The organism is Arthrobacter sp. G119Y2 (assembly GCF_038069765.1).
In the GTDB taxonomy this organism is placed as follows: Bacteria; Actinomycetota; Actinomycetes; order Actinomycetales; family Micrococcaceae; genus Arthrobacter_B.
This window is the reverse complement of the sequence record NZ_JBBPFS010000004.1, coordinates 32,658-57,104: the sequence shown is the minus strand read 5'-3', so window position 1 is coordinate 57,104 and position 24,447 is coordinate 32,658. Positions and strand designations below refer to the sequence as shown.

Annotated in this window: 26 protein-coding genes and 1 riboswitch; of the genes, 12 read left to right on the top strand and 14 right to left on the bottom strand. The window is 65.7% G+C overall.

The genetic code is table 11. The features are described from left to right. Positions 1-34 precede the first annotated feature (34 nt). Together WKB88_RS09520 and WKB88_RS09515 are read left to right on the top strand one after the other, a co-directional pair. Complete coding sequence (locus WKB88_RS09520) at positions 35-1,159, top strand: hypothetical protein (protein ID WP_341394325.1); 1,125 nt, start codon at positions 35-37, stop codon at positions 1,157-1,159. A gap of 77 nt (positions 1,160-1,236) precedes the next feature. Then, positions 1,237-1,644, top strand: a complete 408-nt coding sequence (locus WKB88_RS09515) for a PadR family transcriptional regulator (protein WP_341394324.1) — start codon at positions 1,237-1,239, stop codon at positions 1,642-1,644. On the opposite strand, the gene WKB88_RS09510 is transcribed toward WKB88_RS09515, so the two are convergent. After that, complete coding sequence (locus WKB88_RS09510) at positions 1,641-2,183, bottom strand: GNAT family N-acetyltransferase (protein WP_341394323.1); 543 nt, start codon at positions 2,181-2,183, stop codon at positions 1,641-1,643. The two genes, WKB88_RS09515 and WKB88_RS09510, sit on opposite strands and share 4 nt — an antisense overlap. A 63-nt stretch (positions 2,184-2,246) precedes the next feature. Here WKB88_RS09510 and trxB point away from each other — a divergent pair, with 63 nt between their 5' ends. Beyond that, positions 2,247-3,224 (top strand): thioredoxin-disulfide reductase, encoded by a 978-nt coding sequence (trxB, locus tag WKB88_RS09505; protein ID WP_341394322.1) that lies wholly within the window; start codon positions 2,247-2,249, stop codon positions 3,222-3,224. A gap of 68 nt (positions 3,225-3,292) precedes the next feature. Here the strand turns inward: trxB and WKB88_RS09500 are convergent, their stop codons facing one another. After that, a complete protein-coding gene (locus tag WKB88_RS09500; protein WP_341394321.1) occupies positions 3,293-4,561 on the bottom strand; it encodes an Nramp family divalent metal transporter in 1,269 nt (422 codons plus the stop codon). A gap of 471 nt (positions 4,562-5,032) precedes the next feature. Here WKB88_RS09500 and WKB88_RS09495 point away from each other — a divergent pair, with 471 nt between their 5' ends. Continuing rightward, positions 5,033-6,631, top strand: coding sequence for an HNH endonuclease signature motif containing protein (locus tag WKB88_RS09495; protein ID WP_341394320.1), 1,599 nt, complete (start codon positions 5,033-5,035; stop codon positions 6,629-6,631). Positions 6,632-6,696: 65 nt separating this feature from the next. Here the strand turns inward: WKB88_RS09495 and WKB88_RS09490 are convergent, their stop codons facing one another. The 9 genes from WKB88_RS09490 to WKB88_RS09450 all read right to left on the bottom strand — a co-directional run bounded on the left by WKB88_RS09490 (position 6,697) and on the right by WKB88_RS09450 (position 14,214). Beyond that, positions 6,697-7,197, bottom strand: coding sequence for a PLD nuclease N-terminal domain-containing protein (locus WKB88_RS09490; RefSeq protein WP_341394319.1), 501 nt, complete (start codon positions 7,195-7,197; stop codon positions 6,697-6,699). 339 nt (positions 7,198-7,536) lie between these two features. Further along, a complete protein-coding gene (locus WKB88_RS09485) occupies positions 7,537-7,905 on the bottom strand; it encodes a DUF1622 domain-containing protein (protein ID WP_341394318.1) in 369 nt (122 codons plus the stop codon). A gap of 153 nt (positions 7,906-8,058) precedes the next feature. Continuing rightward, positions 8,059-8,463, bottom strand: coding sequence for a hypothetical protein (locus WKB88_RS09480; RefSeq protein WP_341394317.1), 405 nt, complete (start codon positions 8,461-8,463; stop codon positions 8,059-8,061). A gap of 181 nt (positions 8,464-8,644) precedes the next feature. Beyond that, the gene (locus tag WKB88_RS09475) at positions 8,645-9,046 is read right to left on the bottom strand and encodes a hypothetical protein (RefSeq protein ID WP_341394316.1); all 402 of its coding nucleotides are present in this window, start codon (positions 9,044-9,046) and stop codon (positions 8,645-8,647) included. 206 nt (positions 9,047-9,252) lie between these two features. Next, the gene (locus WKB88_RS09470; RefSeq protein ID WP_341394315.1) at positions 9,253-10,140 is read right to left on the bottom strand and encodes a GAP family protein; all 888 of its coding nucleotides are present in this window, start codon (positions 10,138-10,140) and stop codon (positions 9,253-9,255) included. Positions 10,141-10,249: 109 nt separating this feature from the next. Beyond that, entirely contained in the window at positions 10,250-11,710 is a 1,461-nt protein-coding gene (locus tag WKB88_RS09465) for an amino acid permease (protein WP_341394314.1), read from the bottom strand. Positions 11,711-11,873: 163 nt separating this feature from the next. Beyond that, positions 11,874-12,257 (bottom strand): DMT family transporter, encoded by a 384-nt coding sequence (locus WKB88_RS09460; RefSeq protein WP_341394313.1) that lies wholly within the window; start codon positions 12,255-12,257, stop codon positions 11,874-11,876. A gap of 2 nt (positions 12,258-12,259) precedes the next feature. Continuing rightward, positions 12,260-12,574, bottom strand: a complete 315-nt coding sequence (locus WKB88_RS09455) for a DMT family transporter (RefSeq protein WP_341394312.1) — start codon at positions 12,572-12,574, stop codon at positions 12,260-12,262. A 10-nt stretch (positions 12,575-12,584) separates the two neighbouring features. Further along, positions 12,585-12,649: riboswitch (guanidine-III (ykkC-III) riboswitch) on the bottom strand. A 116-nt stretch (positions 12,650-12,765) separates the two neighbouring features. Continuing rightward, positions 12,766-14,214, bottom strand: coding sequence for an MFS transporter (locus tag WKB88_RS09450; protein WP_341394734.1), 1,449 nt, complete (start codon positions 14,212-14,214; stop codon positions 12,766-12,768). Between the two features lie 205 nt (positions 14,215-14,419). On the opposite strand from WKB88_RS09450, the gene WKB88_RS09445 reads away from it, so the two are divergent. Beyond that, the gene (locus tag WKB88_RS09445; RefSeq protein ID WP_341394310.1) at positions 14,420-15,271 is read left to right on the top strand and encodes a LysR family transcriptional regulator; all 852 of its coding nucleotides are present in this window, start codon (positions 14,420-14,422) and stop codon (positions 15,269-15,271) included. A 79-nt stretch (positions 15,272-15,350) separates the two neighbouring features. On the opposite strand, the gene WKB88_RS09440 is transcribed toward WKB88_RS09445, so the two are convergent. Then, on the bottom strand, positions 15,351-16,403 hold the full coding sequence (locus WKB88_RS09440; protein WP_341394309.1) for a LacI family DNA-binding transcriptional regulator: 1,053 nt from the start codon (positions 16,401-16,403) through the stop codon (positions 15,351-15,353). 136 nt (positions 16,404-16,539) lie between these two features. On the opposite strand from WKB88_RS09440, the gene WKB88_RS09435 reads away from it, so the two are divergent. From WKB88_RS09435 to WKB88_RS09410, 6 genes are all read left to right on the top strand, one after another. Beyond that, the gene (locus tag WKB88_RS09435) at positions 16,540-17,718 is read left to right on the top strand and encodes a Gfo/Idh/MocA family protein (protein ID WP_341394307.1); all 1,179 of its coding nucleotides are present in this window, start codon (positions 16,540-16,542) and stop codon (positions 17,716-17,718) included. Beyond that, on the top strand, positions 17,718-18,932 hold the full coding sequence (locus WKB88_RS09430) for a dihydrodipicolinate synthase family protein (protein WP_341394306.1): 1,215 nt from the start codon (positions 17,718-17,720) through the stop codon (positions 18,930-18,932). The genes WKB88_RS09435 and WKB88_RS09430 overlap by 1 nt, the downstream gene beginning before the upstream one ends. After that, positions 18,929-19,771, top strand: coding sequence for a sugar phosphate isomerase/epimerase family protein (locus WKB88_RS09425; protein ID WP_341394305.1), 843 nt, complete (start codon positions 18,929-18,931; stop codon positions 19,769-19,771). The genes WKB88_RS09430 and WKB88_RS09425 overlap by 4 nt, the downstream gene beginning before the upstream one ends. 23 nt (positions 19,772-19,794) lie before the next feature. Then, positions 19,795-20,142, top strand: a complete 348-nt coding sequence (locus tag WKB88_RS09420; RefSeq protein ID WP_341394304.1) for an antibiotic biosynthesis monooxygenase family protein — start codon at positions 19,795-19,797, stop codon at positions 20,140-20,142. 65 nt (positions 20,143-20,207) lie between these two features. Then, positions 20,208-21,080 (top strand): NAD(P)H-binding protein, encoded by an 873-nt coding sequence (locus tag WKB88_RS09415; RefSeq protein WP_341394303.1) that lies wholly within the window; start codon positions 20,208-20,210, stop codon positions 21,078-21,080. 86 nt (positions 21,081-21,166) lie between these two features. Continuing rightward, complete coding sequence (locus WKB88_RS09410; RefSeq protein WP_341394302.1) at positions 21,167-22,261, top strand: FAD-dependent monooxygenase; 1,095 nt, start codon at positions 21,167-21,169, stop codon at positions 22,259-22,261. A 61-nt stretch (positions 22,262-22,322) separates the two neighbouring features. On the opposite strand, the gene WKB88_RS09405 is transcribed toward WKB88_RS09410, so the two are convergent. Next, positions 22,323-23,264 carry an SMP-30/gluconolactonase/LRE family protein gene (locus WKB88_RS09405; RefSeq protein ID WP_341394301.1) on the bottom strand — a complete coding sequence of 314 codons (942 nt, stop codon included), beginning with the start codon at positions 23,262-23,264 and terminating at the stop codon, positions 22,323-22,325. A gap of 99 nt (positions 23,265-23,363) precedes the next feature. On the opposite strand from WKB88_RS09405, the gene WKB88_RS09400 reads away from it, so the two are divergent. Beyond that, positions 23,364-23,663: a hypothetical protein gene (locus WKB88_RS09400; RefSeq protein WP_341394300.1), complete on the top strand. Its 300-nt coding sequence runs from the start codon at positions 23,364-23,366 to the stop codon at positions 23,661-23,663. A gap of 27 nt (positions 23,664-23,690) precedes the next feature. Here the strand turns inward: WKB88_RS09400 and WKB88_RS09395 are convergent, their stop codons facing one another. Beyond that, positions 23,691-24,386 (bottom strand): nucleoside/nucleotide kinase family protein, encoded by a 696-nt coding sequence (locus tag WKB88_RS09395; protein WP_341394299.1) that lies wholly within the window; start codon positions 24,384-24,386, stop codon positions 23,691-23,693. Positions 24,387-24,447 lie beyond the last annotated feature (61 nt).

Genomic DNA, 24,447 nt, shown 5'->3' with positions numbered 1-24,447 from the left:
GGCTGCCAGCTGGACTGATCAGTATTTCGACTAGTTGAGTTTCAGACTAGAAGGTGCCAAGATCGGTGGAACCACCACCGGGCGGCTGGCCGCCGGAGAACAGCAAGGAGAATCCATGGGCACGTACAACGAGACCGACTGGGTCCGGCCGGAGGATAAACAATGGGGATACGCGCTCCGATGGCGGCTGGCAGTCGGGCATTCTGCGGCCGGGCGGGAGCTGATTGAACAGGTCCTGGTTGAAGCGCAGGAAGCCTGCGCAGAATCCGGCCGCCCTGCGCAGGAGCTTTTTGGTGACGCGGAAACCTATGCTGACGAGGTGGCCGCCGACCGGATCACTGACGAGGAACGCGCCGCCGTCGACATGGACGGCGCCGCCCCGGCGGATCATCTGCAGGGCGTCCTGCTGGCTGTGGGCTTTACCGGATCCCTTCTGAGCGCCTACCTGCTGCTCGCGCAGGGCATGACGGTGGAGATGTTTCCCTGGCAGCTCGTGTTGCTCACGGCCGGAACCGTTGCCTTCGGGTCCGTGGTGGCAGGCTGGTTTGCACGCCGCGCCGGGCAGCTTCGGCGAAGCTGGTCACTGGTGGCGCTGGCAGTCGCTGCCCTTGGACTAGGCACCGCCGCCGCCCTTCCGCTCGCGGACAGCCAACCGATCGGTGCGGTGTCAACCTTCGTGCCGCTGCTCGCGTTTATCACTGTGTTTGTCGTGGCGTGGAATATGCCCAGCCGCGGACGTTCGGCGGCCCAGCAGGACCTCTCGGCCGACAAGTGGTTTACGCAGCTCAGCGGGTTGCTCCGCGGCCGCTACTTCCTGAGCCGCCCGGCCGCCTCCGGCTACGTGGCTGAGGCCCGGACCACATGGCGGGAGAGCGGTGCAGCGCATCCGCAGGACGTGCTCGGTTCGCCTCAGCTGTACGCCCTGCAGCTGGTGGACGGTTCGGCGCAGCCCCACCGCGCCCAGGGGCGTTTCCTGGCCTGGGCGGCCACGGTGGTTGCCGCAGTGTGGGTCCTTATTACGGTCGTGTACCTGTGGACTGGTGACCAGCCGAGTCTGTGGCGCTGGTTCGCTACGGCGTTCTTTATTGTGGGCGCCCTGCTCGCGTGGCGGCGGGATCTGCGTGGCCGGCGCAAAGGCTCCGAACCAACAGACGTCTGAGAAGAGGACATGCACACCGGGCCGAGGCTCACCCGTCCTAGTCGCAGCGGTAACTAGTGGGTGGCATGATTAGTGTCATGAATGATCCCGAACTGTCCCGGGAGTGGCAGCGGGGCCTGCTTACGACCTGCGTGCTGGCAGTACTGGCGCATGGCGGCGCCCACGGATATGCCGTGGCTCAGCGCCTGCAGAAAACCGGTATCGGCCCGGTTAAGGGTGGTGCGCTTTATCCCGTTCTCAACCGCCTGGAAACCGAGGGCGCGGTGACCTCGGTGTGGCGCGAGGGGGAGGGCGGACCCGGCCGCAAGGTCTTCGAGATTACCGCCGCCGGACGTGAGCGGCTGGCGCAGATGCAGCGCGAGTGGCAGCCCTTTGCCGGTGCGGTTGCCGACCTCCTGGGCGCTGCACCGGATGAAAATTCCGCGGCGCCCGCGCAGACCGCGGCAGCCGATGGCCGGCTTACTGAGCGGCTTCCTGACCGCTAACGTCCCGCGGAACTCTGCAGACCCGCGTCACGCTCAAAAATAATCTCCAGCCCGTCTTCCTCATCCCATTGGGAGCCGTTTTCCTCGAACCCGTACTGCAGCACGAGGTTGATGGAGGCTTCATTTTCGGGGCTGACCGTCGCCCGCACCGTCCGCGCGGCAGGCTCCCGGGCCGCCCGCGCGAGCAGCAGTTCCAGCGCTGCCCGGGCATAGCCGCGCCGGCGGAAAACCGGGTCCACTGAATACCCCAGTTCCACCATGCCGCCGGCATCGGGCGGCCCGTGGAATCCGGCGCAGCCCACTGCCTGCCCGCTCGCGCGGTCCACGATCGCTCCGGTGACCCACCCGGCGTCGTCGGGCGCGGTAGCCAGCTGCACACTGCGGATTTTCCACACCGCCTGCCGGTCCGAGGAAAAGTGTGCCGTCAGGGGCACGGGGGAAAGCTGGTTGGCTGTGGCCAGGTCGCCGGCGGCGAGGGCATCGATGGCCGGAACCGGCAGCTGCACCAGGTCGACGGCTGGCAGGGGAAGGGTTCTCACCCGTCAAGTATGCCTTCACACTGGAACCACACCGGAAGGACCACACCGGAAGGCGCGCACACAATGGGCACTGATCAGGTCATCCTCGTCGGCTCCGGTCCGGCCGGCTACACGGCAGCTGTTTATGCCGCTCGCGCGGGGCTCACACCGCGCGTCCTCGCGGGCTCCGTGACCGCGGGCGGCGCCCTCATGAACACCACTGAGGTGGAGAACTTTCCCGGTTTTCCGGACGGCATCCAGGGTCCGGACCTGATGGACAACCTGCGCCGGCAGGCGGAAAAGTTCGGCGCCGTCGTGCAGTACGACGACGTCGTATCCGTGGAACTGGGCGGGCACACCAAGCGGGTGGAGACCGGGGGTGGCGGCAAGTACAAGGCGCGCAGCGTCATTCTGGCCACGGGCTCCGCCTACAAGGAGCTGGGACTGCCTGAGGAGAAACGGCTCAACGGCCGGGGTATCTCCTGGTGCGCCACGTGCGACGGGTTCTTCTTCCGCGATCAGGACGTCCTGGTGGTTGGCGGCGGGGACTCGGCCATGGAGGAGGCACTGTTTCTGAGCCGGTTCGGCAAGACGGTTACGGTTATTGTGCGCCGCGGCGAGCTGCGGGCCTCGCGCATCATGGCGATGCGGGCCAAAAGCCACGAAAAGATCCGGTTCGAGTGGAACAGCGAGGTAACCGCCGTCCACGGTACTGACAGGGTTTCGGGAGTGACTCTTACTGACACGGTGACCGGGGAAAAACGGGAGCTGCCCGCCAACGGGGTGTTTGTCGCCATCGGCCATGTGCCGCGCACCGAACTGCTGCACGGGCAGGTGGAGCTGGATTCGGAGGGCTACATCAGCGTTTCCGCTCCCACCACTGCCACTTCAGCCGACGGGGTCTTTGCCTGCGGAGACGCTGTGGACCACCGCTACCGCCAGGCCATCACGGCTGCCGGGACCGGTTGCGCGGCAGCTCTCGACGCCGAACGCTACCTGGCAGCGCTGCAGGACGCCGACAGTATTGCCACCGCGCTGGTGGAGGGATCGTTGACTGACTGACTGACTGACTGACTGACTGACCCGATGTCAACGCGGCTGCGGCGGCGCCCGGTGAATCGCGGTTGCCGTTAGGCTGCACCGCTGAAGGTCAGGACGAGCAGCGTGATGTTCAGACCCACCAGAAGCAGCGCGACCACCACGCCAAGCGCCGTCGTCCACCAGCGGTTGCAGTGAACTCCCATCAGATCCTTGCGGGAGGTGAGCCAGACCAGCGGAATCAGGGCAAACGGAATACCGAAGGACAGAATGACCTGGCTCAGGACCAGCGCCCAGGTGGGGTCGATTCCGGCCGCAAGAATCAGGAGCGCCGGAATCAGGGTGATCAGGCGGCGCAGGAGCATCGGAATGCGGACCTTCAGCAGCCCCTGCATGATTTCAGCTCCGGCGTATGCGCCCACCGACGTCGAGGCCAGGCCCGAGGCGAGGAGTCCCACCGCAAAGAGGGTTGCGACGGCGCCGCCCAGGGATGCAGCGATGGCAGCGTGAGCTCCTTCCAGCGTGTCGGTGCCGTCGACTCCCTGCAAAGAACTGGCCGCAAGCAGCAGGATGGCCAGGTTCACCGTTCCGGCCACGGCCAGTGCAATGGTGACATCCCACCGTGTGGCACGGATCAACATCGGAGTGGTGAGGGCGGCGCTGCGGTCCGGGAAGCGGTCGCGGGTCAGCGCCGAATGTGCGTAAATGGCGTGCGGCATGACGGTCGCGCCCAGAATGGAGGCGGCTAGCAGCACGGATTCGCTGCCCTCGAAGCGCGGAACCAGACCGCCTGCCAGTTCACCGGCGTCGGGCGGTGAAATGACGACGCCGGCAGTGAAGCCGACGGCGATGATCGCCATCATGGACACGATCACGTACTCGAAGGTCCGGTGCCGGCCGCTGCCCTGCAGGCCGAGCACGGCCATGGAAATCACTCCTGTGATCACTCCGCCGAGCAGCAGCGGCAGGTCGAACAAAAGCCAGAGGGCTACCGCTCCGCCAATGACCTCAGCAACGTCGGTGGCCATGGCCACGAGTTCAGCCTGGAGCCAGTACAACCGGCGTGCTGATTTGCGGCTTATGCGCTGACCCAGGAGTTCGGGCAGGGACCTGCCCGTGACCAGGCCCAGCTTGGCGGAGAGGTATTGGATGAGCCAGGCCATGGTGTTGGCGGCAACCACTACCCAGACCAGCAGGTAACCGAAGCGGGCTCCGGCAGTCATATTGCTGGCGACGTTGCCCGGGTCCAGATACGCGACTCCGGCAACCAATGCCGGACCGAGCATCCAGAGCAGGCGCTTCGGAGCGGGTGCCGTCACGTGGGATGCGGCCGAGGCTGAGGTGGCCGTTTTGTTGCTCATAACAGAAACGTAACACGCTAGTTCGGTGAGCCGAAGTTAAGCTGCCGGGAGGTCGAACACTCGGGGCAAAGTCTTGTGCTGGTGAGGGAAAAGTCCTGCGCGGGCGAGGAAAAAGAGCCAATGGGATTCGTATCCGTTTCCCTGCATAACTTCCCTGCACAGCTCCCCTGCACAGCGCCCGAACCAGGCTCCTCAGGCAGGAGGGTGCCAGTCTTCTCTCGCCTGACCCGACCCTGTCTCCTTCGCCTGACCGGACGGTTTCCTTCGGCGGACCCGACAGTCTCATTTGCCGGACCGGACGCTGTCTCACTGGGCGGATGCTGTGCGATAGGCACAGGGGAGTCGCACGGCCACCGCCTAGGTAGTCGGGTGAAAAAGTCGGGTATTTGGAGTACCTGAAAGGGCTCCCGAGGGGCCGTTTCGGGCTCTTTTGGGGCCGGAAATGTCAGTGGCGGGTGAAAGCCTGAAGACATGGATCAGAACGGATCTTTCCCCGGTGAGACTGCCGGCAACGGCAACGCTGCGAAGTGCGGCCTGTCGGTTTACGCTGCCGCTCCCGGTACCGTTCCAGCCCCGACCGCTCCTGAATGCTCCGGCCCCGTGTCCCAGGACGGGCTCACCGGGTCCCTGGCCCTGCAAAACCTGCAGTCCCTGAACCAGGACGAAGCCGCCACCGTCCTCTCCCGCCTCGATCACCTCATCCGCTGGGCCCAGGCCCAGCAAGCCAAAACCCTCACCCGCATCCACACCCAGTTCCGCACCGAATACCACCAGGACACCGCCACCCTGGACCCCGCGATGGCCTTCAGCCTCGCCGCCGAGGAAGCAGCTGCGATCCTGCACATCCCCACAAACACCGCCATGATGCTGATGAGTGAAGCCGGCACCCTGTGCACCACCCACACCCCCACCCTCCACGCCCTGGAAACCGGAAACATCAGCTACGCCCACGCGCAGACCGTCATCGATCAATGCCAGAACATCCCCGCCAAGGAACTGCCCTCCTTCCAAACACAACTGCTGGACCTGGCACCCGAACAAACCCACACCCAGTTCCGGGTCCGGGCCCGGCGGCTGCGGGAGAACACCTACCCGGAAACCATCGTCGTGCGTCAGCGCAGCGCCTTCGAACAGCGGCGGGTTGCCCTGCAGCCGGACTGTGACGGAATGTCCTGGCTCTCGGCCCTGCTCCCGGCCGAGAAAGCCCAGGCGTTCTTCACCCGGCTCAGCCTCGCAGCCCGCGGCGAGCAGGCCCACGGCGACCCGCGCACCGTGGACCAGCTCCGCACCGACATCCTCACCGACCTCCTCGACGGCGGAAACCACGGCGCTACGTGTGAGGGTGACTGCCCGCGTGCCAGTGCAGGTAAGCGTTCCGGGGCGGGCAGAAGCGGGGGTTCGAAGACCGGCACCGGGTGCGGCGGCCACGGTTCCCGGGCCCGGACCGAGATCCTGGTCCTGATCAGCGCCGAAACCCTCCTGGGCGCCGACGACCAGCCCGCGGAACTGCACGGCTACGGACCCATCAGCCCCGAAACGGCACGGCGGATGGCCCGCGAAGCGGCGAAGTGGACACCGGTGGAACGGAACCCGGACACCGAGGAAGTCCTGCGGGTTGGAAAGCGGCGGAAAGTACCGGACGGGTTGAAGCAGCTGCTGCGGGTCCGGGACGGGACGTGCCGGTTCCCGGGCTGCCGGACCAACGCGGTGATCTCCGAAATCGACCACACCAAACCCTGGGCGCAGGGAGGCGTGACCGATCACGACAACCTGGAACATTTATGCCGGCGGCACCACATGTTCAAAACCAAAGGATTCTGGAAAGCCTGCCAGCCCAGTCCCGGGATTATTGAGTGGACCTCACCGGGAGGACGAAAGTACCGCACCGAACCGCGCCTCGCGCTGACCCAGGACACGGAACCAGCCCCGCCGGTCCCAGCCCCGCCGGTCCCAGCCCCGTCAGCCCCAGCCGTCGCAGCACCGGCCCCGCCAATCCCGACTGTCCCAGCCCTGGCACCCCCAGATGCTGGCGACCCGGACGACTACGGAGACGACCCGCCACCTTTCTAGGGGATACATTCGCCACACCTTCTAGGGGATATATCGGTGCGGGCCATGCCTGCCGCTGTTGTTGCCTAGATACCGCCGCGGCTGCGGAGGTGGTGAACAGGCAGGGTCCACCGTCCGCTACCGTGACTGGCCGCCGTCCTTTTAGCTGGCTTTCCTTTAGACAGTGTTCTCTTAGCCAGCGTTCTCCTGGCCTTCGTTCTCTTAGCCTGAGTCCTCTTACCCGTCGTCCGCTGAACTGGCTTCCGCTTAGCCAGAAAGCTCCTATCCGGCGCCACTTTGCCGGCGTCGGCCTTCGGCGTCCGTTCCGCCTTGCCGGCGTCGGCCTTCGGCGTCCGTTCCGCCTCGCCGTCGTCGTGGTGGGTTGTGTTGTAGCGATGCGAGGCCGCCAACCACAACACGGCACCAGCAATGGGCAGCAGAATCACGGTTGCCGCCCACAGTCGGCGGGAAAGGGGAGAAACCCAGTCCGAATTGGCGATGCTGAAAAAGGCGGCCGCTGCCAGAGTGACGTACAAAACCAGCGATGTAGCCACCAAAGGAGCCCACATAAGGTATTCGATCGGCATACGGAAAACCTTGCTCCTTCATCATTAACAGAGGCCCAACAATCAATGAATGAAAATCTCCATTCGTGCGGCCGCACCCTCTGTTGAAGCCTTTTCGCCGCCAGTCCAGAATAGGATCAGCCGCTGCCGGCGCACCTCATCCCCTGTGATGACATTTGGGACCGGCAATCTCCACCTTCCGCAGGGGCGACACCCGAAAGAGCATTGGCAGCACCTCAGAGTGGCCCCATGAGCACGGGTGGAACAGGCTGATTCCGGTTGGGTTCCGGTTGGTTCCGGTCGGGTTCGGGTGGCCCGGTGCTTTGGCTCGCGGTTGATTCCCGCCGGCCCCCGTCCCACTTATCCACCAGGAGGAACGGCGGCGGTGCCGCGTGACTGCTGCCAGGGCAGCCTGCCCGTGACTTCCAGCTGCAGGGTGTAGCTGAGGAAAGTCCGTATCAGGACGATCAGAGCCAATACACCGAGCGACTCAAAGGTGGGAGTCACAGCCACCGTGCGAATGATGTCCGCAGCCACCAGCAGCTCCAGACCGAGGAGAATGGATCTGCCCAGCTGCTGACGGTAGGACTCATACACCGGCCGTCCGCTGCGCCGGAGGAGGGTCCGCAGAGCGGACACCGTAGCAATAACGGCACCGATAATGATTACCGCTACCCCTGCCAGGTCAACGATTTCCCCGGCCGCCTCAATGATGTTCTTGAATTCCATTTCCTGCTCCGCTCCCCGGGCTGCAGCTGCTGATCCCAGCCGGCGCTCCGCCTTACCTCCATAAGCACGCGGGGGCGCGGAAGTGTCAAGGAATTGACAGCGCAGGAGCGCATAAAGAGGAGAACCCCGGCGGGATACGCCGCTCGACTGGTCCTAAGCTGCGGCGGGCAGAGCCGCGGAGTGCGAGGCTGCGGAAGGCAAAGCTGCGGGAAGCTCCGGATAGTAGAAGGACCAGTCGTCGTAGGGGTCCTGCCACGACGATTCGTCCCGGCTCACGCGCTGCACTGCCCTCGCGGGAACCCAACGGTTGTGGGCTCGTCCGAGATCGTCCATCCAATGCAGGAGGACTGCGGTGCGGGTCCAGGCAGCTGCCTTGCCGTCAATGACGGACGACGACGGCGTCCGGCACCGGATGTACGGCTCACGGCGGTACGGCGCATGCGTGATTGGCGACGGCGTTCCAGCCAAGGTCCCGACCGGAATGCTGACAGCGGGTCCCGGAACATGAGGCGCCGCAGGTGAGGGGGCAGGAAGGAAACCTGAAACGACGGAAGGCATGGGACAACCTTGCCGCCCGGCTCTGACATTTTGGCCCCGCTGCTGGGAGAGTAGCCCCGCTGCAAGGGCTTGGTCCCTTATGGGGGGAGTAACCCTGCTGCCGGGTTTGGCCCCTTTGGGGGAGTAACCCTGCGCAAGGTTGGCCCCGCTGCTGGGAACTGCTTAGCCGGAATTGCTCAGGTCAGGAAGCCAGATCCCGCCATTTTGCTGCTGCCTTGTTGGTCAGGGCGGCGCTGTGGTCAGCGACCTTGCGCGGAACCAGACGGATAACCGGTGCCAGCTCGGAGAAACCGGGACGAACCGAATCGCCTGCAGCAGCCTTGGTGCTTTCAGGACGGTTCGCAACCAGATAAAAAACGGAAACTACGGCCACCAGTAGGGAGATGAGGGTTACGACACCGAGGCCGTACAGAGCCAGCAGTGCGTAGAAAGGCGATTCGAAGAGGCTGGCAATAAAATTGGCACTGCCGAGCAGCAGCCACAACCAGAACGCCGCCACGAGAACCAGCATGGTCCGCCCGCGGCGAAAGAGCATTGCGGATTTTTTCCGTGCAAAAGGCACTTCTTGAGACTCCCCGCCCATTTTTACTCCCCCAGCTACCGGACCCACCCAGCAGGTCCTCAAGCAGATGATAGCCCCTTTTATACCGAACGATGTCTAACGGTGCGCTGAAACGTGCTGTGTCGCGTTTTACCCGTGGGACGAAATACGGCTGGCAGGGCCGCTGCCGCCAAGGGCGTGGCCGCCAACGACGGTGGAGACGGCTGTCCCAAAAGGCGGCGCGGCGGTTATCCGCTGAGGGCGGGCCCGACAGTGTTGATGATCAGGATGACACCCAGAATTCCAGTCACCCAGGAGAGGGTGTTTGTAGACGTCCGGGTCAGAAAGCCGTCCAGCCTTCTCAGGATCGGGTCCACCCGCCGGGACGCGGTGAGGCGTGCAGCCAGAAGGATGAGTGCCGGCATGACCATGAGCGTGCAGTAGGCGGCGAGGACGAAACCGGGCAGCGGCCACGCCATAGCAGAGGTGCTGATCAAGCCGATCGCACCCAGATACGGAAGCATGGTCGCGAGTTCCAGAGTGGCAGCCGCCAGCGCCAAACCGACCAGGGCCGCACTTCCGCCCCGCCGGGAGTCGGTCCCCACTGCCTTCAGCCGCCAGCGCGACAATCGGCCCGCAGGAACGGCACCGGCGACACTGGCAGCACTGGTCCCGGCACTGGCAGCACTGGTCCCGGCACTGGCAGCACTGGAACTGGAACTGGAACTGGAACTGGAACTAGTACCGGCACCGGAACCGGCGAAACTTTCGCCCTCCTGCCGGTCAGCGGTGACAGGCACCTGGACTTGTAACCGCGAGGCCTTTTCCTGTTTTGCCTTGGCCTCGAGCTGGAAGCTCCAAGCCAGCAGCGCTGCGCCGGCAACCAGCAGAAGCACCGAGAATCCGCGCGATTGGAAAAGCCCGCCGTAATTCTCGATCACAAACCCGGCGCCAAACAGGATGGCCAGCCCGGCGGCGAAGTAGAAGACGGCCACAGTCGCCAGGAACAGCAGTATCCTTCCGGGACGCAGCCTGCCCGGTGCCAGCAACAGCCAGACCGGAATGAGCAGGGTTCCAAAGCTCGTGGAATCCACGAGGGCGAGTACGGCCAAAGCACCAAAATGAGCGGGATCCATGGCCCCAACGGTAGAAGACCGTGCCGCCGTCGTCGTCGGCCGAAAGGAGGACGTCCCACAGAAGCGGTCGTCCAAAGGAACGGCCCCGGCGCCGGGCAGGGGCTGGCAGTTAGGCGGCCTCGGGTGCCGGCGGCGCCAGGCGCGGGCTGCTGGGATTCAGCAGCGAATGACGCCGCCCGTAGAACCAGTAGATGATCAGCCCAATCACGAGCCAGACGCCGAAGCGCAGCCATGTCTCCCAGTGCAGCTGCAGCATAAGGAACCCGGAGGAGAGAACGCCAAATGCCGGAATCCACGGCATCAGCGGCAGGCGGAACTCCCTGGGCGCATCGGGCTGGCGGCGGCGCAGGACGATGACTGCCACGCAGACCACCACAAACGCAGCGAGGATGCCGATGTTTGTCAGATCGGCCACGGCGCGGATGGGGAAGACGCCCGCGAGCAGGGCGGAAGCAATGCCGGCGATCCAGGTCACGCGCTGCGGAGTGCCGTGGCGGTCGGTCCCGGCGAACCAGCTCGGCAGCAGGCCGTCGCGGCTCATGGAAAACCAGACCCGGGTGACACCGAGCAGGAAGGTGAGCATGACGGTCAGGATGGAGAGCACGGCGAAGGCCGAAATCACGGTGGCGATGACGGGCAACCCGACGGACTGGAACGCAGACGCGAAGCCTGCGGTGGGGCTGATTTCGGTGTAGTTCTGCATGCCCGTCAACACCAGTGTGGCCAGGACATACAGCACCATGGCCACGGCCAGCGACAGCAGGATTGCCTTGGGCATGTGCTTCTTGCCGTCGGTTGCCTCCTCCGCTGCCGTGCTCATGGCGTCATAGCCGAACACCGCGAAAAACACCGTGGCGGCACCTGTGAAGACCACGCCGAAGCCGTTGGGCAGGAAGGGTGTGTAGTTCTCTACGTTCACGAAAAAGAACCCGAGACCCACGATGAAGAGGATGAGCAGCACCTTCAGCCCCACGGCCACGAGCTCGAACCGGCCGAAGGTCTTGGTGCCGCGGCTGAGAATCCACGTGATGAAGAGGCAGACCACCAGAGCGGGAAGGTTCACGACCCCGCCCTCCACGGTATCGCCGGTGCCCTGCATCCAGGCCGGCACGTCGATGCCGATTCCGGCCATGAACTCGGTGAAATAGCCGGAAATGCCAATGGCGACCACGGCAACGATGGCGGTGTATTCCAACAGCAGATCCCAGCCGATGAACCAGCCGATGATCTCCCCAAGCGCCACATACCCGTAGGTGTACGCGGAACCGGCCCGGGGAACCATGCCGGCAAATTCTGCATAGGACAATGCCGCAGCCGCACTCGCCAGGCCGGCGATGAGGAAGGAGATCAGCACGCCGGGCCCGACGCCGGGAGCATCAGCGCCGCCGTTGGCCACCAGGCCGGCGAGGGTGAAGATGCCGATGCCGATGATGCCGCCGACGCCGATGGCGGTCAGTTGCCATAGGCCGAGGCTTTTGAAGAGTTTGCTGCCGGTTTTTTCGTCTTCCACCTCGTCAATGGGCTTGCGCCGGAAGAGGGAGGTGGAGGACGAGCTTTCTGCCGTGGCCATGGAAGGCTCCGATCGTCGCTGCCGGTTTACCTGAGGTGTGCCGGAGTTCGTTTTCACTCCGGCATCCAGAGCAGTATCGTCCCGCCTGAACTCCTTGGAAAGCCCTGGCGGCAAAAAGCCGGCCTTGGCACGCCCCGCCGGCAAAGGCCGCCCCTAGAAGCCGCTAGTGCCCGCTTTCCTGATCCTGTGCGGAGGCGCTGCGGTTGGAGCTGTCCCGTCCCTCACCGGATGGCGAATCCACGAACTTCAGTCCGACCACACAGCCGATGATTCCCGTCAGGAAAAGGATCTTCAGCAGCCCGGGCTGTTCATTGCCGAAGATCATGGCATAGGCCACGGTCAGAACCGCACCCAGGCCCGTCCAGACTGCGTAGGCAGTGGAGATGGGAATGAAGTTCATGGCGTACGAAAGACCCACCATGGAAAGGGCCCCGGCGGCAAGGAAGATCAGGGACGGAAGGAGAACGGTAAAGCCTGCCGAGGCGTCGAGGGCGGTTGCCCAGACGGCTTCCAGGACGGCGCTGAGGAGAAGGATGATCCACGGCATGCTTAGCCCACCAACTTTAGGCCGACAACGCAGCCCACCACGCCGAGCAGCAGCAGGACCTTAATGACCGTGGCTTTCTCGCCGCCGAACACCATCGCGTAGGCGGCGGTCAGAACGGCCCCGATACCCACCCACACGGCATAAGCGGTGCCCACAGGTATGGACTGCATGGCAACGGCAAGGCCGGCCATGCTCAGGACAATCCCCGCCGCGAAGATGACCGTGGGCCAGAGACGCCGGAAGTTCTCCGATTTGCCGAGCGCTGTTGCCCAGACCGCCTCCAGCATGCCGGAGAAAACAAGGATGACCCATGCCATGACACATTCCTTTGGCCAGTCTTGTCGCTGTCCGGGTACTGAACCGTCGTCCGGAGACCGGGATCCGGTCTTGATCTCCTACGGTAGCAAATCCGGAACGGGCCTGCCGGTGCCGCTGACTGCCGGTGCTTGTGCCCGTGCCGTCTGCCGGCGGGCGCATCAGCAGTTCAACGGCTCAGCGATCAAGCGGATCAGGCCTGCTGCCTCCGGCTCTCGGCGATGCCCCGTGGCCGCAGAGGTGACCGCAGGCGCAGCCGTGAAGGCAACCGCAGCCGCAGGTTTCCCTGCCGTGCCAGGATGAGGCCGATGACGGCGGCAGCCAGTGCGGGGACCGCCCCGGCGACGAAAATAGCGCCCTGCGGTTCGAGAACTTCGGCCAGCCAGCCGGTGAGTGGTCCGCCGACTGCCTGTCCGCCAATCAGAACCATGATGTACAGGCTCATGACCCGCCCGCGGATGACTACCGCCGTCGTCGACTGCACGAGCTGATTGGCGCTCGTAATGAACTGCATGGAACAGAATCCGGCCACGATCATGACCGCGCCGAAGACCGGAAGGGACGGCGAAAAGGCGGACGCAGCCAGAGCGATGGCGAAGGTGGCCGCGCTGACGATGACGGTCCGAAGCCGCAGCGTCCGGCGCCGCGTCGACGCCACCGCACCGGCCAACGCTCCGGTGGCCACCAGGGTATTCAGGAGTCCGAAGCCGTTGGCGCCGCTGTGGAAGACCTCGTCCGCGAAAGCCGCCATCAGAACAGGGGTACTCAGGGCAAAGACCGATACGAAGGCGCACATGGCCATCGGCCAGAACACGGTGGGCGTGGTGCGGGCATACCGCGCTCCTTCCCGGAGCATCCCCTTGGTGCGGGGCGCGGGTTCGGTCCGGAAAAGCTGATCGGTGCGAAGCCGTCCGAGCATGAACACCGTGAAGCTGCAGGCGGCTGCGTTGATGGCGAAGGCCCACCCTCCGCCGACGGCGCCGATCATGACGCCGGCCACTGCCGGCCCCACCATGGCGCCGAGCTGGAAGACCGAGGAGCTCACACTCAGGGCGTTGCGCAGGTGCTTAGGCCCCACCATTTCATGGACGAAAACCTGCCGTGCCGGCTGGTCAATCACGGTCACCATGCCCAGCGCCAGCGCCACAAGGTAGACATGCCACACCTGAACCGCGCCGGTCAGCGCAAGCACCGCAAGGGCAAGGGCCAGGACGGCGGCGGCAGACTGGCTCACCATCAGCAGGATCCGCTTGGAATGCCGGTCAGCGATGATTCCGCCCAGGGGTCCGAGCAGCAGGGTCGGCAGGAACTGGAAGGCGGTGGTGATACCGACGGCGGTGACGCTTCCGGAAAGCTCCAGAACAAGCCAGTCCTGGGCAATGCGCTGCATCCAGATGGCCACCACGGCCACGAGGTGCGCGGCGGTGAAGAGCCGGAAGTTCAGGATCCGCAGCGAGGCAAAGGTGTCCCGCCACGGCACGCGCTCTGAAGGCGAAGCAGCGGGGGCGGGAGTGGCCTGAGCCGGAGAAGCAACGGGGGTGGGAGGGGCCTGAGCAGGAGAAGTCTGAGCAAGAGAAGTCTGGGCCGGTGCGGGATGCGGGGAGGCGGACCGTTGGGAAGAGGGCTGTGGTGAAGGAGGCAGCGGGGAGGGTTTCTGCGGTGACGGGTGTACCAAGGAACGTCCTGTGAGCGAAGCGGCGGGTGCGGTGAGGAGGAATGAGGACCTCAGCCTAGTTCGGGACAGCAGCGAATAGAGGGAGTATGCTCCCTATCAACCTCATTGCACTTTGTAATAGGCGCGGGCGGTTTTGCTGCGGTCGGAGATGAATGCGTCAACCGGAGGAACGATGTATGAGCCCGCACAGCTGCTGAGTTTTCTGACTGTGGCGGAAACCCTGAGTTTCACGGGAGCCGCAGCCCGGTTGAACCTGGCCCAGCCCACCGTCAGCCAGCACGTGCGCAAGCTGGAAGCCGCGTGCGGCCGGATCCTCCTGGAGCGTGACACGCAAACGGTGCGCCTGACCGACAACGGCGACGCCATGGCCGGTTTTGCCCGGAACATCCTGGCCGCACATCAGAGCGCGGAATCGTATTTCTCCGGTTCGGCCATGCGGGGCCGGATCCGCTTCGGCAGCGCGGACGACCTGTCCCTGACCCGGCTGCCGGATATTCTGCGCCGCTTCCGCCGGCTGTATCCGCAGATTAATCTCGAGTTGACCGTGAGCCAGAGCGACCGCCTCCACCGCCGGCTGCAGGCCGGACAGCTCGACCTGGTGTTTATCAAAACCGCAGCCAACTCTGATCAGGGAACGGATGTTCGTCGTGACCGGTTTGTCTGGGTCGGGCTCAAGGAGACAGTCCTGGAACCGGGTGCTCCGGTTCCGCTCGTTGCCTACCCGCATCCGAGTCTGAGCCGGCGGTTCGCGATCGAGGCGCTGGAAGCCGCCGGCCGGACCTGGCGGGTCACCTGCAACACGCGCGAGGTTAACGGGATCCTGGCGGCAACCCGTGCCGGGATTGGCCTGTCAGTGCTGCCTTCCTCCCTGGTTCCGGCCGATCTGGAGAAAGTAGGCAGACGGCTGGACCTTCCTCCGCTCGGCGAAGTGGACTTCACCCTGATGAGTAATCCGCTGGCCAACCGGGACGTGGTGGATGTGCTCGCCGCCGCCATCGCTGACAACGTGGAGGCCGGAGTCTAGGAAGATCCGGGCGACAGGCGGAAGACCCGGGCGCCGGGGAAAAGGCGGTGGCGAGGCGCCCCGCTGTACTCAGGTACGGCTAGGAAACGTCCGTGCTCCGGCGCAGAATAACGTGGCCTTCAGCCACGTAGGGCTCTGTCGAAGAATCCTCCGCGAGTACGAGGGCGACCGCCTCGCTGCCCAGACTGGACAGCGGCAGCTGCGCCGTGGTCAGTGCAGGAGTGAAATCACGAAGGGTTTCGATGTCGTCAAAACCGGCGACTGCAACATCCTCGGGAATGCGCAGCGCATGCTCGCGCAGGCCGGCGATGGCTCCAATGGCCATCACATCGCTGGCTGCAAACACGCAGACGGCGGGGCGGCCCCCGGGACCCCCGGCCAGTTCGCCCGCCAGCGCGACGGCCGCCTCGTAACCGCCGTCGCGGTTGAACCCGGTCCGTCGAACCTCCGCGGGCTCCAGGCCTGCCTGCCTCAGGCCCTCCTGGAAGCCGGCCACGCGTTCGTCGGAGGTGAGCAGGCCCTCGGGGCCTGCCAGGATGAGGAAGCGGTGGTGGCCGGCACCGGCCAGATCCGCAGCAAGCCGAAGGCTGAGCTCACGGTTGGGCACCGGGACGGTGCGGAAGCCGTCCTCGGCCACAGATCCCACCAGAGGCTGGCCGATCACCGCCACCTTGCCGCCGTTGGTACGGTAGCGCCGCAGCTCGGCGAGCAGGAGTTCATTTTCTTGGGCGGCTTCCGGGGCGTTAAAACGCGTTCCGGCGATCACGATCGCATCCGCACGGCGTGCGGCAAAAGCGGCGACGGCGCGGTGCTCGCTGGCCGGTCCGCCGCCCGTGCTTGCCAGCAGGACCACCTTCTGCTGGTCCTGTACGGCCTCCTGGACGCCGCGGGCAATGGTGGAAAAGTACGGGTCCGCAATGTCGTGAAGGATCAGTCCCAGCATCCCGCTGTTCTTTTTCGCCAGGCCCTGGGCCTGTGCATTGGCGATGTAGCCGAGCTCCACCGCTGACGCCCTGACCCGTTCGGAAATGGCATCGCCGGGACGGCGGCTGGAGCCGTTGAGCACGCGGGAGGCGGTGGCGAGGGAAACCCCGGCATGGCGGGCAACTTCATACAAGGTGCTAGCGGGCACGTTTCCTCCACTGTAGTCAGGGGGCAATTATGGCACCCCCGGGAAAGTGCTTGCCAGAAGCTAGGGGCTGGGGCAGGATGGACCCATTCCGGAATGCGCTTTCCGCATTTTCCCGCCGTCGACGGAGACCGACCCCATGGAGAACACCACCCCCAGGCCCCGCACCATCCGTATTGCCATGAACGGAATCACCGGACGGATGGGGTACCGCCAGCACCTGCTGCGTTCCATCCTGCCCATCGTTGAAGCCGGCGGATTCCTCCTCGAAGACGGCACACGGGTCCAGGTGGAGCCGATCCTGGTGGGCCGGAATGAAGCCAAGCTCCGGGAACTGGCGGAAAAGCACAAGGTGTCCGAATGGACCACGGACCTGGACGCCGTCATCGCGGACCCCACCGTCGACGTCGTTTTCGACGCTTCCATGACAAACCTCCGGGCTGCCACCCTCAAGAAGGCCATGCTGGCCGGCAAGCACATCTTCACCGAAAAACCCACGGCGGAAACCCTCGAGGAGGCCATTGAGCTGGCCCGGCTCGGACGCGAAACCGGGGTGACCGCCGGCGTCGTGCACGACAAGCTGTACCTGCCCGGGCTCGTCAAGCTCCGCCGCCTGGTTGACGAAGGGTTTTTCGGGCGGATCCTCTCCATCCGGGGCGAATTCGGCTATTGGGTCTTCGAGGGGGAGAGCCAGGCCGCACAGCGTCCGTCCTGGAACTACCGCAAGGAAGACGGCGGCGGCATGACCACCGACATGTTCTGTCACTGGAGCTACGTGCTCGAAGGCATCATCGGCAAAGTCCGCACCGTCAACGCCAAGACCGTCACCCACATCCCCACCCGCTGGGACGAGGACAGCAACGAATACCAGGCCACCGCAGACGACGCCGCCTACGGCATCTTCGAGCTGGAAACCCCGGCCGGTGATCCTGTGGTCGGCCAGATCAACTCCTCCTGGGCCGTCCGCGTGTACCGCGACGAACTGGTCGAATTCCAGGTGGACGGCACGCACGGCTCCGCCGTCGCCGGTCTGAACAAGTGCGTGTCCCAGCACCGGGTGAACACACCCAAGCCGGTCTGGAACCCGGACCTGCCGGTGACCGAATCCTTCCGCAGCCAGTGGCAGGAAGTTCCGGCCAACGCGGACCTGGACAATGGCTTCAAGCTGCAGTGGGAAGAATTCCTGCGCGACGTCGTCGCCGGCCGCGAACACCGCTTCGGCCTGCTCTCCGCTGCCCGGGGCGTGCAGCTGGCCGAACTCGGCCTGAGATCCTCCGCGGAGCGGCGCACCTTGGACATTGAAGAGATTGCCCTCTGATGGCTGAGCTGATGCTTCCGGCCGACGACGGCGGCACCCGCGCCTATACGACCGCTCCGCCTCCGGAGTGGCACCGCCCGTCGGCGCCGCTGCGCGCACGCCGAGCGTACGCCGCCGCCCACGTTATCCCGCGTACCGCCGGCAACAATGTCCCGGGTGCTCCGGCTGACCTGGACTGGGACGCCACGCTGGGTTACCGGCATGAGCTGTGGTCCTACGGGCTGGGGGTCGCCGATGCCATGGACACGGCCCAGCGCGGAATGGGCCTGGATTGGGCGGCCACTCAGGAACTGATCAAACGCTCCGGAGCTGAGGCCGCGGGCGTGGTTGGTTCGGATGCGCCCGCCGTCGCCGGCAAGACTGTCCGCGACCTGCTTGCCGCCGGAGCCGGCACCGACCAGCTTGACCTGGCCATGCTGCCGTCCGGGCGGGCGGGAGTGGACGCGGTGCTGGAGGCCTACCGCGAGCAGATGGCAGTGGTGGAGGGATCCGGGGCCAAGGTGATCCTGATGGCTTCGCGCGCCCTTGCCCAAGCGGCATCGGGTCCGGAGGATTACCTGCGCGTGTACTCCACGCTGCTGGCCGAAGCCGCTGAGCCGGTCATCCTGCACTGGCTGGGGGACATGTTCGACCCCGCGCTGGCCGGCTACTGGGGCGGCGCGGACGTCGATGCAGCCACCGCCACCTTCCGGGAACTGATCGAAGGGTCCGCCGAAAAGGTTGACGGAGTGAAGGTGTCCCTGCTCGACGCCGCCCACGAGAAGGCGCTGCGTGCGGCCCTTCCGGAGGGAGTGCGCCTTTATACCGGGGACGATTTCAACTATCCCGAGCTGATCGACGGCGACGGGACGCACCATTCCGACGCCCTGTTGGGGATTTTTGCGGCGATCTACCCGGCCGCCTCCGCTGCACTGCAGGATTACGACGCCGGCCGGCCGGACAAGGCGCGGGCCATCCTGGATTCCACCCGGGAGCTGGGCCTGCATATCTTCAGCGCCCCCACGTTCTACTACAAGACGGGTATCGCGTTCCTGTCCTGGCTCAACGGCAGGCAGCCCGGCTTCTCCATGGTGGGCGGGCTGCAGAACGGCCGCTCGGTCCCACATCTGGTGCGGACCTTCGAGCTGGCGGACCGGGCCGGACTGCTCGCGGACCCTGACTTCTCCGCCGCCCGCATGCAGGCCTGGCTCACCGTGAACGGAGTTGCCTCGTGACTGACTTCTCCCGGCTGTCCCTGAACAGCGCCACCACCAAATACTGGACCCTGGAGCAGGTCATCGAGGGATGCGTCCGCGCCGGAATCCCCGCCGTCGGCCCGTGGCGGGACCGCGTTGCCGAAGTAGGCACGGAACGGGCGGCCAAACTCATCAGCAATGCCGGGCTCCGGGTGTCCTCCCTGTGCCGCGGCGGTTTCCTGACCGCCGCGGACGCCGAGGGCCGCGAGGCAGCGGTCCGGGACAACCGGGCCGCCATCCTGGAGGCCGAAGCCCTGGGGACGTCCGAGCTGTTCCTCGTGGTTGGCGGGCTTCCGGACGGTGACAGGGACATCATTGCCGCACGGCAACGCATCGCGGACCGTCTGGAGGAACTGGTCCCCTTTGTCGCCGAGCACGGTGTGCGCCTGGTGTTGGAGCCCCTGCATCCGATGTACGCCGCGGACCGTGCACTTCTCTCCACTCTGGGGCAGGCGCTGGACCTGGCCGCTCCCTACCCGGCCGCCGTCGTCGGCGTGGCAGTGGATACCTTCCACGTGTGGTGGGACCCGCAGCTGCGGGCGCAGATTGCCAGGGCCGGCCGTGAAAACCGGATCGCGTCCTACCAGGTCTGCGATTTCAACCTGCCCATCGCTTCCGATGCCCTGCTTTCGCGCGGGATCATGGGCGACGGCGTCATCGACTTTGCCACGATCACCGGCTGGGTGGCCGAGGCCGGATACACCGGTGACATTGAGGTGGAGATCTTTAACCAGGAAATTTGGGACAACCCCGGCGACGAGCTCCTGGAGACCGTCAAGGCGCGCTACGCCTCGCTGGTGCTGCCCTGGGCCGGGTAGGCTACACCGACGATAATAGGGCCATGACCATTATCAAGATCAACGCCATCACCGTTCCCGCCGATTCCGGAGATGAGCTCGCGCACCGGTTTGCAGCCCGTGCCGGTGCCGTGGACGGACAGGACGGCTTCGAGGGGTTTGAACTGCTGCAGCCCACCGACGAACGCACGACCTGGCTTGTTCTCACGCGGTGGCGGGATGAGGAGTCGTTCCAGGCTTGGGTGGAGTCTAAGAACTTCGGCCACGGGCACGGCGCAGCAGCGGCAGGTGACGGAGAGCCGGCGGGGACTCCGCGGAGCAAGCCCGTCGGTTTGAGCGCCGAGCTGTGGAGCTACCGGACCGCCGGAGGCAGCACCGGAACCACGGAGTGAGCGCTTCCTCTTGATGAATACCTGCCGGCAGGCCACTCTGGTGGCGACGGCTGCGGAGGATTCTCATGAAGATTGTGGTGACAACCCCAACGGGACGCGTGGGATCTAGGGTGGTCCAGCTGCTGGTGCAGGCGGGAATGCAGCCCACGGTCCTGGTGCGGGACGCCGGCCGTTTGGATCCCGCCCTCATTGGACGCTGCGATGTGGTGGAAGGCGACTCCGGGGATGAACGGGCAGTGATCCGGGCGACGCTGGGTGCAGATGCGCTGTACTGGGTGGATCCTCCCACCGGGGATGACGATCCGGTTGCCGGATATCTCCGGATGGGCAGGACTGCGGCATCGGCGGTCAGCACCAATGCCGTGCCGCGGGTGGTGTTTCAAAGCAGTGTCGGCGCCGAAGCCCGCAGCGGTTTCGGCGAGATTGACGGACTGGGCGGCACCGAGGAATTGCTCAATGCCACCGGCGCGCACGTGACGCATCTGCGCTGCGGCTACTTTTTTACCAATCTGCTGATGGATCTGGAGTCCCTGCGGGCGGGCGTGCTCTCCACGACGCTTCCGGCGGAGCACCAGATGCCCTGGGTGGACCCGCGGGATGTGGGCGATGTGGCCGCGGCGCGTCTGCTGGCTCGGGACTGGACCGGGGTGAGCACGCTTGGCGTACTTGGGCCACGGGATCTGACCTTCCCGGAAGTCGCACGGATCGTCGGAGAGGCAGTCGGCCGCGAGCTGGTCGTTGATCAAATGGCGGAGGGCGACGCCGCGGCCGGGCTGCGCGCTGCCGGCCTCACCGAGGCACAGGTCGAGGGAGTGCTGGGCATGTCCCGGGGCCAGCTGGGTTTTACGCCGGAGAATCAGCGGAACTACCTCTCAACCACTCCCACCACGCTGGGCGCCTGGGCCTGGGAGAATCTGCGCCCGTTGCTGGCCACGTGAGCGGCCGTTGCATCATTCATCGGTTTCCGGCAGGCTTACCGGGATTGGCCGCCGGGCGCGGCTCCGGAGATTGAGGAGGGGCGGCGATGCGCGGATCGGCAGTGATCGTCGGAGCAGGCATTGCAGGAACGGCCGCCGCCCGGGGGCTGCTCCGTGCCGGCTGGTCAGTGCAGGTCCTTGAACGGAACGGGAGCTTGCCCGGAAGCGGAACGGCGCTGGCGATGTGGCCGGAGGCAACGCGGGCACTGGATGTGCTGGGAGCCGGCGCGACGGTCCGCGCCGGTTCGGTTGAGCAGCCCGGTGCCCGCCTCCTGAGGCCCGACGGCAGCGAGATTGCGGCGCTCGGCGGAGGCAGAACCGCTAGACTGGTGCCCCGGACAGTCCTGTTGGAGGCGCTGGCGGATGAACTTCCCCCGGGGATCATTCATTGGAACTCGCCGGTTGCCGGCCTGGAAACCCTGCCCCGCGCCGACGTTGTTATTGCCGCGGACGGTATTTCCAGCCGGCTGCGCACCGGATGCTGCGCCGCGAGGCCCCGGCCGCTGGGAACGGTGGCATTCCGGGGTGTTGTTCCCGGTCCGGCTGCCGAAGTGACGGAGACGTGGGGGCCCGGACGCCTGTTCGGCATCACACCGCTGGACGGGCAAAACACCAACTGGTTCGCCTGTATCCGCTCTGAAGACCTGGCGCTCTTCCGTTCCGGGCAAGGTTCCGGGCAAGGTGCCGGACAGGGTTCCGGACCAGGGGAAGGTTCCCCGGAAGAAGTCCGGGGAAGGGCGGGTGAGATACTGACCAGCCTCTACCGCGGCTGGCATCCGGCCGTGGTCCGGGTCATTGGAAACCTCGAGGGGAGCCCGGTGGACTACCGCGAGTTGTTCGACATACCGCGGCTGCCCTCCTACGTCTTCGGAAGGACGGTGCTGCTGGGCGATGCCGCCCACGGCATGGCGCCAAACCTGGGGCGGGGCGCCTGCGAAGCACTTCTTGACGCGGTAGCGCTGGTGGAGGCCTTGGCGAAGGCTTCCGACGCCGACGCCGCCCTGCGCGCCTACGACGCCGGCCGGCGCCGCCGGGGAAACCGGATGGTGCGTGCGGCACGGCTGCTGAACCGGGCCAGCACGGCCAAACGCTTCACTGCAGCCCGCAACCTCGCGGTGTCCACCGCCGCACGATTCAGCTGACCGTGGCTAGGGGCAACCGCCCGGCGGCTGCTGCTCTAACGGCCGCCTCTAACGACCGCCTCTAACGGCCGCCGTCCCGAAGCGCGGCAGCCGCATCGGTAACCGTGGTGCGGATCCGGTACAGGCTGCTCGACGCCGTCATATACAGGGTGGTGCCGTCCTCGCCGCCGAAGCACACGTTGCTGACAGTCTCTGGAACCGGGATCCGCAGCAGCTGCTCACCTTCGGGGGAAAACACCTGCACCCCGTCCTGCGACGAGGACCAGATGTTGCCGTGGACGTCCACCCGGAAGCCGTCCGGAACGCCCGGATCCACCTCGGCAAAAACCCGTCCGTTGCGGGCAAACCGGCCGCCGACGACGTCGTACGCATGAATTGCGTGGCAGTGCAGGCGCTCGCCGCCGTCCATGGCGGGGGTGCCCAGCGAGGTATCCGATACGTACAGGACGGATTCATCCGGGGAGAACGCCAGCCCGTTGGGCACCTCGACGTCAATGACCGCCGGAGTCAGCTCACCGCTGGCCGGATCAAAGCGGAAGACATAGCGGTCACCGTACTCTTCCCGGCCCGGGTGGCCCTCCGTCTCCTTCTGGATTCCATAGGAGGGATCGCTGAACCAGATGGTGCCGTCGGACTTCACCACCACATCGTTCGGCGAGTTCAGCCGCCGCCCGTTGTAGGAGTCCACAAGCGTGCTGACGGCGGGGACGGCGTCGTCCGCCGTGCCGGTGTCCCGCTCAATAGCCCGCCGGCCGTGCGAGCACTGGATGACCGCTCCGTCGAGGTCCAGAGCCCGGCCGTTGGTGAACTCGGCGTTCTGTGCGTAGACCTCCAAGTCGCCGGTCCGCTCGCGGTATTCCAGGATCCGGTTGCCCGGAATATCGCTGAAGCGCACCGCCGACCGCCCGGGAATCCAGACCGGCCCTTCGGCCCAGTCGGCGCCGGTGGCCACCTTTTCCAGTGCGGCATCGTCAGCCAGCAGATTTTCGGGTGTCGTCGTCATGTTCAGTCCTTCAGCGGGAGGGGAAGGGGTCCGCCCCAGCTTAGACGGTGGGCCGCGCTAGGCTGGAACTTGTTCCCAGCTAAAAGGAGAAAATCCGCAGTGAGTGCACTTCTGAGTTCCCTCGTTTCCAGCGCCGGTCTGATCGGCGGCTACAAGACCGCACGGGACACCGGCAACCGCCAGCTCGGCGGAGCGGTCCTGGCTGCCGCAGGCGCGGCAGCCTTTACCCTGTGGAAGCGCGACGCCGGCACCGGTACGGCCGCAGCCCTGACCGCCGGCTACGTGACGGCGTTTGGCCTGTCGCACCCGCTCGCGAAGAAGCTCGGTGCCTGGCCGTCGGTCTTTACGGTGACTGCCGCCACGGCTGCTGCCTCCCTCATCTTCGGACGCCGCCGCTAGCGGCCTGCTGTCGATGCATCCGCCGGGTTACCCGTGTCCTGCGGATGCATCGGCAACCCGGACGACGGCGTCCGCCTGCCCTGCATAGGCTGCGATGATCCGGGCATTGGCTTCGTCACTGCCCGAGGTCCACTCGCGGGCCTCATCCGCCGTCTTGCCAAACTGCGTGTGGCGGCGGATCAGCCGCTCACGGCGGACGGCGTCGTCGGCCTCGAGGTACCACACCTCGTCCATGGCGGCCCGGGCCCGCGGCCAGTGGCCCCGGGGGAGGAGCAGGTAGTTGCCCTCGGTGATGACGAGCGGGACAGCGGCACGGATGGCTAGAGCAGACCCGATCGGTTCTTCCAGTTCGCGCCGAAAGTCAGGGGCGTAAATGACCGGCTCCTCGGCCGTCTGGCTGCGGAGGCGCTCCAGCAGCGCAGCGTATCCGCCGTCGTCGAACGTGTCCGGAGCACCCTTGCGCCCGCGCCGGCCCAACGCGTCCAGCACGCTGTTGGCCAGGTGGAAACCGTCCATCGGCACCAAGACGGCGGTTTCGGGACCCAGCGTTTCCACGAGGTGCGCCGCAAGCGTGGACTTGCCCGCCCCGGGCGCTCCGGTGATCCCCAAAATCCGACGCGTTCCTGCAGATGCCAGCAACCGCGCGCGGCGGGCGAGCTCAGCGACGCTGACCGATTGCTGCGGGGCCCGGCCGGTGCCCTCCCCGGGCTGAAAGTTGTTCATCCCACCATTCTCGTGCACATTTCTCATGCGCACGGGTTTTTTCCGGCGCACCGGGAATCAT